The organism is Burkholderia sp. IMCC1007, from assembly GCF_027257875.1.
Lineage (GTDB): Bacteria > Pseudomonadota > Gammaproteobacteria > Burkholderiales > Burkholderiaceae > Burkholderia.
The window spans coordinates 130,505-142,648 of sequence record NZ_JAPVQY010000007.1; the positions used below are offsets into that span (position 1 = coordinate 130,505).

A 12,144-nucleotide genomic window follows, 5' to 3' on the forward strand; every position below is an offset into this window, starting at 1 on the left:
CATGACGACACTCGGCGCACTCGTGATCCTGTATCACCCGACCGACGCACAACTCGCGGCGCTCGGCGCATGGCGGCATGCGTGCGACACGCTGCTCGTCGTCGACAACACGCCGACGCCCGATGCGCGGGCCCGTGAACTGTGCGCGCGCAAAGGCATCGCGCTGCTGCATCACGGCAATCGCGGCGGTATCGCCGGCGCGTACAACGTGGGGCTCGCCGCGCTGTTTCGCGAGAACGTCGACGCGGTCGCGCTGTTCGACCAGGATTCGTCGGTGCCGGCCGCGTATTTCCCGACGATGGGTGACATCTGCGCGGGGCTTGCCGGGCGCGCGTTCCTCGCCGGCCCGCGCATCTTCGACGAGAACGCGCGCAGCTTCCTGCCCGAACTCGCGACGAACGGCATCGGCTTGCGCCGGCTGCGCATCGAGCCGGGCATGCCGCTGCAGCGCTGCGCGTTCCTGATCTCGTCCGGCTGCGTGGTGTCGCGTGCCGCGTTCGACACACTCGGCCGCTTCGACGAGACGCTCTTCATCGATCACGTCGACACCGAGTACAGCTTCCGCGCGCTCGCGCACAACGTGCCGCTCTATGTGGTGCCGTCGCTGGTGTTGTCGCATCGAATCGGCGCGAAACAGCGCCATGCGTTCGGCCCTTTCGAAATGACGTCGATGAATCACGCGTGGCAACGGCGCTACTACAGCGCGCGCAATGCGGTGCAGCTCGCGATGCAGTACGGGTTGCGCTTTCCGGTGGCGATCGTGCCGAACCTGCTGACCGTGTGGCAGATCGTGCAGATCGCGCTCGTCGAGCACGACAAGCGCGACAAGCTCGCCGGCATCCTGTTGGGCATCGCGGACGGCTTGTTCGGCCGGCTCGGCCCGCTCGAGCGCACGCGGCCGCGGCTGGCCGCGCGTGCGCAGCGCATCCAGCAGGGGTGACGCGCGCGATGGAACGCATCACGAAAGCCGCAGAGCCGGCACGCGGCACGCAACGCGCCTGGACGATTCTGGCGGCCGCCGCGCTGCTCGCGCTCGGCGGCTGCGTGCCGTCCGGATTCCTGCCGTCGCTGTCGCTGCGCGCGCCGGCCGCCGACGCGCTGGCACACACGGCGGGCCCCGGCGCGAACGACGCATGGCCCGCGCCCGACTGGGTGAAGCAACTGGAGGATCCGCAGCTCGACGACCTGGTGGCGGAGGCGTCGCGGAACAACCCGGATCTGCAGGTTGCACAGGCGCGGCTGCGCATGGCGCAGGCGCAGCTTCAGCAGTTCGATTCGCTGACCGGGCTCACGGGCACCGCGGGCGCGACGGTCAGCCGCGCGCGGATGCCGAAGCCGGGCGACATCGCCGACGTGACGGCAGGCGGCTATCGCGTGCCGGTGGAGATCTTCGGCGATCCGGTCGTGTCGCCGTCGTCGGTGTTCGTCGGTTTGAACTACCAGCTCGACCTGTGGGGCAAGAACGGCGCGGCGACCAGGAGCCTGATGTCGCTGCGCGACGCGGCGGGTGTCGAGGCCGAGCAGGTGCGGCTCACGCTCGCGGTCGCGATCGTCACCGTGTATTGCCAGCTCGACCAGGCGTACGCGGTGCGCGAGCTGCTGCAACAGAAGCTGAAGATCAGCCAGCGCGTGACGGCCGTGCTGCGCGAGCGCACCGCGCGCGGCCTCGACAACGCGTACGACGCGAGCGACGCATCGATCAAGCGCAGCCGCCTGCTCGAACAGATCGCGTTGAACGACGAGCAGATCAAGCTCGCGCAACTGCAGCTCGGCGTGCTGTCGGGCCGCGGCCCCGAGCGCGGCCTCGCGCTGCAGCGGCCGCGCGTCGGGGCGTTTCCGGGCGGCGTGCTGCCCGCGCGGCTGCCGGCCGATCTGCTCGGCCGCCGGCCGGACATCGTCGCCGCGCGGCTGCGTGTGGAAGCCGCGTTCGCGAATGCCGATTCGACGCGCGCGCAGTTCTATCCGGACGTGAACCTCGTCGCGCTCGGCGGCGTGTTCGCGCTCACGCCCGCGTCGATGTTCTCGCGCGACGCACTCGCGGGCTCCGTCGGCCCCGCGATCTCGCTGCCGATCTTCGATCGCGGCCGGCTGAAGGCCAAGCTCGGCGCGGACGTCGCGCAGGCCGACGTCGCGATCGGGCTGTACAACAAGACGGTCGACGACGCGCTCGGGCAGGTTGCGCAGATCGTCACGTCGCTGCAGACGTCGCGCACGCTCGTCGCGCAGCAGCAGGATGCGGTCGCGGCCGCGCTGAAGATCGTGCAGATCGCGGCCGACCGGCATCGGCGCGGCGTGCTGATGCAGAAGGACGTCGATGTCGCCGATCTGACGCTGATCGACGAGCGCGCGCAGTTGATCGCGTTGCAAGGGCGGCAGCGGACGTTGCACGTCGGCCTCGTCGGCGCGCTCGGCGGCGGATTCGATGCGGGCGCAACGATGGCTGTTGCATCGGCGTCGGCGTCGGCGTCGGCGTCGGCACCGGCGACGCGTGCCGCGCACGGTGCGCGGACGAAGCGCGCCGTGACGACGAATGCCGCTGCGCGCAACGCACCGGGTACAGCGGCGGAAACGTCGCGCGCGGTTGCTATCGGCACCGCACTGCCTGTTGCGCCACTCGACCCGCCGCCGATCGTCCGACCGCCGCGCGGTGCGGTTGCCGATACCCCGAGCGCGAATGCGTCGGCGCGCGGTACGGCCGTCGCCGTCTCCACCAACGCACCCGCGATACCCGTGTTCCAGCATGACCGCCTGATCGTTACGCAAAGCGACTGATGCACCACGACAACCTTCATACCGCCGCACCGCCGGCCGCTCTGAACGACCCGGCAGTCGACGCGCGCCGCGCGACCCGTCGCAAGCGCTTCACGCTGTTCTTCGCGGCGGTGCTGCTGGCCGCGCTCGTCTGGATCGCGTTCTGGCTGTTGCGCGACCGCTATTACGAAGACACCGACGACGCGTACGTTGCCGGCAGCATCGTGCAGGTCGCCGCGCAGACGCCCGGCACCGTGACCGACGTGCTAGTCGGCGATACGCAGGCCGTGCGCGCCGGGCAGCCGCTCGTGCGGCTCGACGATACGGAAGCCTCCGTCGCGTTCGCGCAGGCGAAGGCGCAGCTCGTGCAGGCCGTGCGGCAGGTCGCGAACGCGAAGATCTCGAACACGATGTACGTCGAGGCCGTGAACGCGCGCCAGGCCGACCTGTCGCTCGCGCAGCGCGCGCTCGCCGCGCGCTCGGGCGCATCGGTCGAGATCGTCGCGCCGGAGGAGCTGGCGCGCGCCCGCGCGGCGGTCGCCGGCGCTCAGGCGAATCTCGCGGCCGCTCGGGCGCAGCTCGAAGCCGCGCGCGCGCTCGGCAGCAAGCTGCCCGTCGACGAAAGCCCGGCCGTCGTGCAGGCGGCCGCGCAATTCAAGCTCGCGTACCGGAACCTGAAGCGCACGACGATCGTCGCGCCGGTCGACGGCACGATCGGCCAGCGTTCGGTGCAGGTCGGCCAGCAGGTCGGCCCTGGCGTGCCGCTGATGTCCGTCGTGCAGTTGAATCAGTTGTGGGTCGAGGCGAACTTCAAGGAAGGGCAGATCCGGCACATGCGCGTCGGCCAGCCGGTCGACGTGGTGTCCGACCTGTACGGGTCCCGCGTCGTCTATCGCGGCCGCGTACAGGGCTTCTCGGCCGGTACCGGCAGTGCCTTTTCGATGCTGCCGTCGCAGAACGCGGCCGGCAACTGGATCAAGGTCGTGCAGCGCGTGCCGGTCGTGATCGCGCTCGATCCGCGCGACCTGGCCGCGCATCCGTTGCGCGTCGGGCTGTCGATGCGCGCAACGGTCGACACGCGCAACCGCGACGGGCACGCGCTCGACAGCGAGCCGCCGACGCCGGCCGTCGGCACGCGCGTGCATGACGGCGTCGCGCGCGATGCGGACGCGGCGGCCGCTGCGATCGTACGCGAGAATCAGGGCGGGTAACGCGTGCCGGCCCGCGGCGCGGGCCGAGCGCGACGATCGGCCGGGCTGGGCGGCCGCGCGTTCCGCCTGGTGGCATTTCGTCTGCTTACCGCCCCCGACTTTCGTCTTTCCGCCATCGATGTCGGCGTCGATCAAACGCATGTCGCGTTTGAGACATCGGCGCCCCTGCCTCCGGGACTACTCTCGAACAGCACGTTGCGTGCGCGCCGCATCGGCGCGCAGCCGCGCCATCCAACGAGACATGGAGACAATACGATGAGCAGCAATCGAGGTGTCGTCTATCTTGGGCCGGGCCAGGTCGAAGTCCAGAAAATCGATTATCCGAAGATGGTCGACCCGAGCGGCCGTGCGATCGGCCACGGCGTGATCCTGAAAGTGGTCAGCACGAACATCTGCGGCTCCGACCAGCACATGGTGCGCGGCCGTACGACCGCACCGGTCGGCCTCGTGCTCGGTCACGAGATCACGGGCGAAGTGGTGGAAGTGGGCCGCGACGTCGAGACGCTGAAGCTCGGCGATCTCGTGTCGGTACCGTTCAACGTCGCGTGCGGCCGCTGCGCGATGTGCAAGGACACGCATACGGGCGTGTGCCTGAACGTGAACCCGTCGCGTGCCGGCGGCGCGTACGGCTACGTCGACATGGGCGGCTGGATCGGCGGCCAGGCCGAGTACGTGCTCGTGCCGTACGCCGATTTCAACCTGCTGAAATTCCCGGACCGCGACCAGGCGATGGCGAAGATCCGCGACCTGACCTGCCTGTCCGACATTCTGCCGACCGGTTATCACGGCGCGGTGAGCGCGGGCGTGAAGCCCGGCTCGACGGTCTACATCGCGGGCGCGGGCCCGGTCGGGATGGCGGCGGCCGCGTCGGCGCGCCTGCTCGGCGCGGCGGTGACGATCGTCGGCGACATGAACGCGGAACGCCTCGCGCATGCACGTGCGATGGGCTTCGAGACGGTCGACCTGTCGAAGGACGCGTCGCTCGGCGAGCAGATCGAGCAGATCCTCGGCGTGCCGGAGATTGACTGCGCGGTCGACTGCGTCGGCTTCGAGGCGCACGGCCACGGTTCGTCGGGCCACTCGGAGGAAGCGCCCGCGACGGTGCTGAACTCGCTGATGGAAATCACGCGCCCGGCCGGCGCGATCGGCATCCCGGGCCTGTACGTGACGGACGATCCGGGCGCGAAGGACAAGGCGGCGCAGCACGGCAGCCTGAGCATCCGCTTCGGCCTCGGCTGGGCGAAGTCGCATTCGTTCTTCACGGGTCAGACGCCGGTGCTGAAGTACAACCGCAACCTGATGCAGGCCATCCTGTTCGACCGTCTGCCGATCGCGAAGATCGTCAACGTCGAAGTGATCTCGCTCGATCAGGCGCCGGAAGGCTACAAGAAGTTCGACGGCGGCGCGCCGCGCAAATTCGTGATCGATCCGCACGGTTTGCTGGCAGCCTGACGCACGAACAGCGCAATGAAGCGGGCGGCGCCGGAGACGGCGCCGCCCGTTTTTGCTGTGCGGCAACGCGAGTCGCCGCCGCCGCTGCGCGTGCCGATCGCGATCGCAGCGGCCCGGCGTTTGCTGCGATAATCATCGCCCGATCCCCACCCTCTATCGCCGTCCGGCGGCGACCACACGGATGGCCAAGTCACTTCCTCTCGCCGCGCTGCACACGTTCGTCGAAGTGGCCCGATGCGGCAGCATGAGGCAGGCGGCCGACCTGCTGTGCCTTTCGCCGGGCGCGGTCAGCCAGCACGTCCGCAATCTCGAGGACCGGCTCGCGGTGCGCCTGTTCGAGCGCACCGGCCGCGAACTCGAGCTGACCGGCACGGGCCGCGCGCTGTTCGACCAGCTCGCCGGCGGGTTCAACGAGATCGAAGCCGCGTGGGCGAACGTTCATGGCGCGAACCGACGCGTCGTGCGGCTCGCCGTGACGACCACCGCGTCGTTCGCGAACACGTGGCTCGTGCAGCGCCTCGGCTCGTTCAACGCCGAATATCCCGAAATCGAAATCACCGTCGAGACCCGCGCGCAGCTGGTCGACCTGCGGCGCGACTACGTCGACGTCGCGATCCGCCACGGGCTGGGCCGTTATCCGGGGCACGCGGCGTTTCGCATCTGGACGCCCGAGATGTGGCCGGTCTGCAGCCCGCAACTGCTCGACGCCGCCCGCCCGATCCACACGCCGGCCGATTGCCTCGCGTATCCGCTGCTGCAGGATGCCGATCGCGCCGACTGGGCGCTGTGGCTGCGCACACAGGGGATCGAGGATGCGCGTACGCAGCGCGGCGCGAGCTTCAGCGAGGACGCGTTACTCATCAAGGCGGCCGTCGCCGGGCAGGGCATCGCGCTGGTCCGCGACATCTATGCACGCGACGAAGTCGCGGCGGGGCGGCTGGTGCGCGTGCTGGCGCAGCCGTGGCCGACCGAATTGTCCTATTACGTCGTATGCAGCGAAGCGCGTCAGCACGAGTGGAAGATCGCCGCGTTCCGCGAGTGGCTCGCGCGCGAAATGGGCGAGCCCGACGACGACTCGCGCGACCTATTGGCGTGACCGGCGCACGACGCCTGCCGCGAACCCCTTGATCTTGCCGGTCGCGAGCGCGGTGCCGAGCAGGATGATCGCGCACCCGACGATCGTCTGCACGGTAATCGTCTCGTGCAGGAAGATCGCGCCCCATACCACGCCGAAGATCGGGATCAGGAACGTGACCGACGCCGCGTATTGCGCGCCGGCGCTGCGGATCAGCCCGAAATACAGCAGGTACGCGACGGCCGTGCAGATCGCGCCGAGCAGCACCACGGCGATCCATGCCGATGCGGGAACCGGCGCGTGCGGCCACATCGGCACCGCCAGCGGCACGAGCACGATCGCCGCGAACAGCTGGCTGCCGAACGCCGACACGAACGGCCGCACGTTCGCCAGTTTGCGCTTCGAGTAATGCGCGGCGAATCCGTACGACAGCGTCGCGAGCATCGCGGCCGCGATCGCGCGCGGGGCGCCGGGCGTGCCGGCGCCGATCGCGGAGCCGGCCAGCACGACGACCCCGGCGAAGCCGACCGCGAGGCCGACTGCCTGCGGCTTCGTCAGCGGCGCGCGCAGCCACACGTACGCGACGAGCGCGGTCCACAACGGTGTCGTGGCGTTCAGGATCGAATCGGTGCCGGCGGACACGAACAGCGCCGCATAGGTCAGCAGGCAGAACGGCAGCGCCGAGTTGGCGATGCCGACGACGAACAGCGGCGCGGCATGCGTGCGGAATTCGCGTCGTGCATCCGCGCTGCGCAACACCGGCAGCAACAGCACGGCGGCGATCGCCACCCGCAGCGCGATCAGCGGCACGGCGCCGAACGACGGCGCACCCATGCGCATGAACAGAAACGACGCGCCCCAGATGGCTGCCAGGGTCACGAGCTGTAGTGCATTCATCGACGAACTCCGTTCAATGGGTCGGATAACCCATTGAACGTCACGCGTGCGTCGCGATGCAAACCCGGTTTCGTGACGGCCGGTTTAGAAAAACGAATCGGCGCGGATGGGCACCGCGTGCTGTGTGGCTCAGTGTCCGTGATAGAGCATCGCCATTTGCGTCTCGCTCGCCGCCGCTCGCCGCCCATGACGCGTATGCGCGCTCACGCGGCGGATCGGATGCGTGCGCCGTACGGGGTTGGTGCCGCCTTTCCACTCGGCGACGCGAATGCCGGCCGCGCGTGCGCCGCCGGCGCGTGTACCGCCAGCGTGTGCGCCGCCCGGCGGGCGAGCCGCAGGCGCGTTGTGCGCGAGCATCGTTGGCGCGTGCCTGCCCGCGTCGGAGCGGTGCGACGGGGTGGCGGCGACCTGTGCGTCGTCGTCCGGATGCGCTGCATAAACGGGCGAAACGGGCGAAACGGGTGCGGCCACGACCGGCAACGTGGGCACGTCCGGGGCCTGCACGCTTGCGTCGACCGTCGTCGGGACCGGTGCGGCCGGGCCGCGACAGACGGGATCCGCCTTGCACATCTGGTCGAACGTCACGTAGCCGCCCACCATCAGCACGACGGTCAGGATGCTCAGCAGCGGCGCGCTCGACGCGCGCGGCCGCTTGAATGCCGCGCTGCGAACCGCCGCGGCGACGCGCGACGACCACGTCGGGACAGGCCGCCCGGCGTGCGCGGCGTGCGCGTCGTCGGTCCGCTCGCGCAGCGGATCGAACGGCCATCCGCTTTCGCCGCACACGGGGCAACGTTCGCGGGCACGGAACGCCATGAAGCCGCAGTGTCGGCAGCGCTGGCTAACGGCATCGCGTGGCTCGGCACGCAGGTTCAGCGCGCCGCGTACGGTGTCGCGGGCGCGGACTTTCCGGTTGGGCAGGACTTGCATGATCGTTGCTACCTCGTTCGTTGCCGTTGCGCGAGCGTCCCGATGGTCTGCATCGCGTTCTCGACGGCGGGAGTCCACGGCCGGCCGTAGTTCAGCCGGACATAACGCCGAAACGCGCCCGTCGACGAAAAAATCGGGCCGGGCGCGAGGCTGACGCCGTTGTCCATCGCATCACCGAACAGCCGCAGCGCGTCAACGCGCGGCGGCAGTTCGATCCACAAGAAATAGCCGCCGCTTGGCGCGAACACTTCGGTGCCGGGCGGGAAGTACGCGCGCACCGCCGCCAGCATCTGCGCCTGGTGCGCGGCGAGATTGCGCCGCAGCCGGCGCAGGAAGCGGTCGTACCCGCCGCTGCGCAGGTAGCTGGAGAGGGCCAGCTGCGCGGGCACGTCGGCAGCGGGCGCGGCCGCGTTCTTCACCGCGTGCACCTGCCTTGCATAGCGGCCTGCCGCGACCCAGCCGACCCGGAACCCAGGCGCGAGGCACTTCGAGAACGATCCGCAATGGAGCACGCGCCCGCTGTCGTCGTACAGCTTCGCGGGGCGTGTGGGCGTCGGGCCGAAATGCAGTTCGCCGAACACGTCGTCCTCGATCAGCGGCACGTCGTGCGACGCGAGCAGGTCGATCAACGCGCGCTTGCGCTCGTCGGACAGCGTCGCGCCGGTCGGGTTGTGAAACGACGTCATGAACCAGCACGCGCGCACCGGATGCATGGCGAGCGCGTCGGCGAGCGCATCGAGATCGAGACCGGTGCGCGGATCGACCGGGATTTCGACGGCCTTCAGATGCAGCCGCTGCACGGCCTGCAGCACTGCGGGGAAGGCCGGGCGTTCGATCGCGATGATGTCGCCGGGGCGCGTGAGCGCCTGCGCGCACAGCGTCAGCGCTTCGGACGCGCCGGTCGTGATGACGATTTCTTCCATCGGCAGCGACCCGCCCGCGTTCAGGTAGCGGCGCGCGATCTGGCGTCGCAGTGCTTCATGGCCGGGCGGCAATCCGGCCAGCAGTTTCGCGCGGTCCATGCCGCGGGCCGCCGCCGCCACATACCGCCACAGGCTGCTCATCGGAAACAGCGTATAGCTGGCGAATGCGGAGCCGAGCGGCACGATGTCGTCGCACTTGAGCGAGTCGACCAGCCGGAACAGCGCTTCTTCCTTGACGGTCTCCGCTACGGCCGGCTTGCGCGGCACGTCGTCGGCCGACCGCACGCGGTCGTCATGGACATTCGCAACGAAATAGCCGGAACGCGCGCGCGCAGTGATCAGGCCCTCGCTTTCGAGCGTGTAGTACGCGCGAAACACGGTGGAAGGACTTACTCGGTAAGCGCGGCATGCCGAACGCACGGTCGGGATGCGTGCTCCGGCGGCGAGGTCGCCGCGCCGGATCGCATCGGCAATCGTCTGTGCGAGCTCCGCGTATCGCTTCATGCCTGCCCTCCGGCCGACCGCGGCCGTCGCTGAAAAAAGATTAGCACGGCCCGCGCCGCGTTCAATCCCACCCCCCATCGCTGATACGCCTGTCGCTGATCCGCAAATTCTCAGACCATTCTGAGTCTTTTCTTCAGACAACCGAACGGGCATGCTGCGCAAGTTTCGTTCCCGACGTGTTCGCACGTTCATTGCCGACGCTCGGGCAAGTTTCATTCCCGATGCCTGATCGATACGGAATTCCATGCAATCCGAAGCCGGATCAGTGACACCGCGCAGCGTGTGCGGGCCTTGTCTGCGGCGTCTTCACCTTTATCCGGAAGCAACCAGCGTGAAATCGAAGTTTTTGGCCGCGAGCCTCGTGGCCGGCGTTACCCTCCCCCTGTTCAGCGGCACCGCAGCGGCAGCCTGCATCAGCAATCCCCCGACTCAGTCGAACGCGTCATTCCCCGCGGCACTCACCGGCAAACTCGTCTATCACAGCTACGTCAAGTACGGTGACGGCACGAGCCAGTTGTTCCTGTACGATTTTTCCGCCCGTACGCTCACGCAACTGAGCAAGAGCGCGTGGGGCATCACCGATCCGATGAACGGCGTGTTCAGCCCCGACGGCAAGTGGCTGGCGTTCATGGGTATCAGCAACGGCGCATGGAACCTGTTCATGCTGCAGCTCGGTGCCGGCACGCCGCCCGTCAACCTGACGCACAGCACGGGCGCGACGCGCAACGAGGATCCGAAGTTCAGCACCGACGGCAAGACGCTCGTGTTCAAGCAGAACGGCGACGTGAAGCAGGGCACGCTGTCGTACACGAGCGCGGGCCCGGTATTCACGTCGGTCGTGAGCCTGACCAACGCGCCGGCCGGCGCGGAGTACTCGATGCCGTTCCTCGCGCCGGACGCGAGCGCCGTGTATTACGCGACCGGCACCGGCGCGAACATGGGGCTGATGAAGCGCACGATCGCGACCGGCCAGACCGCCACGTTCGATCATCCGGCCGGGTTGCAGACCTACTATCCGATCGTGCGCGGCGACGGCATGGTGTTCTACGCGCGCTGGAAGGACACGGGCGGTGCCGATCAGATCTATGCGAAGACCGCGGATCCCGCATCGACGCCGAACGCGCTGCCGATCAACGACTGCGTCAGCAACAACTCGGATCCGGCACCGGTGAGCGGTACGAACTACGTGTTCTTCTCGTCGACGACGGCGGGCGGCTACCAGCTCTACGTCGGCGACGTGACGACCGGCCAGCGCTGGAGCCTGTCGCAGTTCGGCGTGAACGCGGATGCGACCAAGGCGAAGCTCGGCTCGAGCTACTACGGCGGGCCGGCTGCTGCACAGCCGACGCTGCTGTCGCAGGGGCGTCCGGCTAGCGCATCGGCGAGCTACAACACATCGTTGACGGCGGACAAGGCGTTCGACGGCAACACGACGAGCACGCGTTGGGATTCGCCTGAAGGTACCGGCGTCGATCCGCAGTGGATCTCCGTCGATCTCGGTGCGGTGAAGAAGATCAGCAGCGTCGATCTCTACTGGGATGCGGGCGCGCTCGTCTACCAGATCCAGACGTCGAACGACAACGCGAACTGGACCACCGTCTACTCGACGAACAACGGCGTGTCGTACGGTCACGTGACGCTGCCGAACCTGAATGCGCAGGGGCGCTACGTGCGGATGCTCGGCACGAAGCGCGCGACGCAGTGGGGGTATTCGCTCGACGAAATGCAGGTGTGGGGATCGTAAGAGGCGCTTTTCACGATCTGTGCATGGTGTCGGCTTCGGTGACGAGGCCGACGCAGGCGACGATGCGGGAAGGGAGAGGGCAGGACGGCCCGTTTTGTGCGGGCCGGTCTGTGCACGATGGACTGTCAGTGCTTCCTGGGTATCGGGTTCAGGTTCGGGCAGCAGTGATCGGGGCAACCCGGGCCGAACGTGATCTCGACCCGCCTCCCTGTATCGTCGAACTCACTCGCGGGAAACGGCAGCTCGTAGATTCGAGCGATGATGGAATTCCGTTCGCCTCGAATCGAAAATTGATCCAACGCAGCCTTGACGTTTGCGGCACGTCTTTCAGCAAGCGCTTTCGGATCTTTCTCTGCCGGTTCTGCCAATCCGACAACCGACACTACATCGACAATGGAAAAGCGGTTGCGCATGCCGGTCGACCACACTGACAGCTTCGCCAGCTCGGCGACGGACAGGTCGCTTGAATCCTTGTCGAATCGAACGTCAAAGTCCCAGCCGGGCAAGTTCGACGGACCGTCACAGGCCCATGCGGTATGTGCGCAACTCAACGTGACTGCGATCGCAGTCAGGAATTTAGTCAATGTCAACGACGTGTCCCGCAATGCTGTCGGCACCCGGAAAAGAGTACTCGCATACGCAGATGCTCCATTCCCA

General features: G+C 68.2%; 10 protein-coding genes. 6 read left to right on the forward strand and 4 right to left on the reverse strand.

What is annotated here, in order from left to right; translation table 11 throughout:
* Position 1: 1 nt before the first annotated feature.
* The 5 genes from O1Q03_RS09530 to O1Q03_RS09550 all read left to right on the forward strand — a co-directional run bounded on the left by O1Q03_RS09530 (position 2) and on the right by O1Q03_RS09550 (position 6,510).
* Positions 2-940, forward strand: a complete 939-nt coding sequence (locus O1Q03_RS09530; RefSeq protein ID WP_269503009.1) for a glycosyltransferase family 2 protein — start codon at positions 2-4, stop codon at positions 938-940.
* Between the two features lie 8 nt (positions 941-948).
* On the forward strand, positions 949-2,772 hold the full coding sequence (locus O1Q03_RS09535; RefSeq protein ID WP_269503010.1) for an efflux transporter outer membrane subunit: 1,824 nt from the start codon (positions 949-951) through the stop codon (positions 2,770-2,772).
* The gene (locus O1Q03_RS09540) at positions 2,772-3,962 is read left to right on the forward strand and encodes an HlyD family secretion protein (RefSeq protein WP_269503011.1); all 1,191 of its coding nucleotides are present in this window, start codon (positions 2,772-2,774) and stop codon (positions 3,960-3,962) included. Before O1Q03_RS09535 ends, O1Q03_RS09540 begins: the two co-directional genes overlap by 1 nt.
* Positions 3,963-4,217: 255 nt before the next feature.
* Positions 4,218-5,414, forward strand: coding sequence for a formaldehyde dehydrogenase, glutathione-independent (fdhA, locus tag O1Q03_RS09545; protein WP_011547090.1), 1,197 nt, complete (start codon positions 4,218-4,220; stop codon positions 5,412-5,414).
* Between the two features lie 181 nt (positions 5,415-5,595).
* Positions 5,596-6,510: a LysR substrate-binding domain-containing protein gene (locus tag O1Q03_RS09550; RefSeq protein WP_269503013.1), complete on the forward strand. Its 915-nt coding sequence runs from the start codon at positions 5,596-5,598 to the stop codon at positions 6,508-6,510.
* Here the strand turns inward: O1Q03_RS09550 and O1Q03_RS09555 are convergent.
* The 3 genes from O1Q03_RS09555 to O1Q03_RS09565 form a co-directional block, all read right to left on the reverse strand.
* Positions 6,499-7,386 carry a DMT family transporter gene (locus O1Q03_RS09555; protein WP_269503014.1) on the reverse strand — a complete coding sequence of 296 codons (888 nt, stop codon included), beginning with the start codon at positions 7,384-7,386 and terminating at the stop codon, positions 6,499-6,501. The two genes, O1Q03_RS09550 and O1Q03_RS09555, sit on opposite strands and share 12 nt — an antisense overlap.
* A gap of 129 nt (positions 7,387-7,515) precedes the next feature.
* Positions 7,516-8,316, reverse strand: a complete 801-nt coding sequence (locus O1Q03_RS09560; RefSeq protein ID WP_269503016.1) for an ATP-dependent serine protease — start codon at positions 8,314-8,316, stop codon at positions 7,516-7,518.
* 8 nt (positions 8,317-8,324) lie between these two features.
* Positions 8,325-9,743: an aminotransferase-like domain-containing protein gene (locus tag O1Q03_RS09565; protein ID WP_269503017.1), complete on the reverse strand. Its 1,419-nt coding sequence runs from the start codon at positions 9,741-9,743 to the stop codon at positions 8,325-8,327.
* Between the two features lie 331 nt (positions 9,744-10,074).
* On the opposite strand from O1Q03_RS09565, the gene O1Q03_RS09570 reads away from it, so the two are divergent.
* Positions 10,075-11,487: a discoidin domain-containing protein gene (locus O1Q03_RS09570; RefSeq protein WP_269503018.1), complete on the forward strand. Its 1,413-nt coding sequence runs from the start codon at positions 10,075-10,077 to the stop codon at positions 11,485-11,487.
* 125 nt (positions 11,488-11,612) lie between these two features.
* Here O1Q03_RS09570 and O1Q03_RS09575 read toward each other — a convergent pair whose 3' ends face one another.
* The gene (locus O1Q03_RS09575) at positions 11,613-12,077 is read right to left on the reverse strand and encodes a hypothetical protein (RefSeq protein ID WP_269503019.1); all 465 of its coding nucleotides are present in this window, start codon (positions 12,075-12,077) and stop codon (positions 11,613-11,615) included.
* Positions 12,078-12,144: the final 67 nt, after the last annotated feature.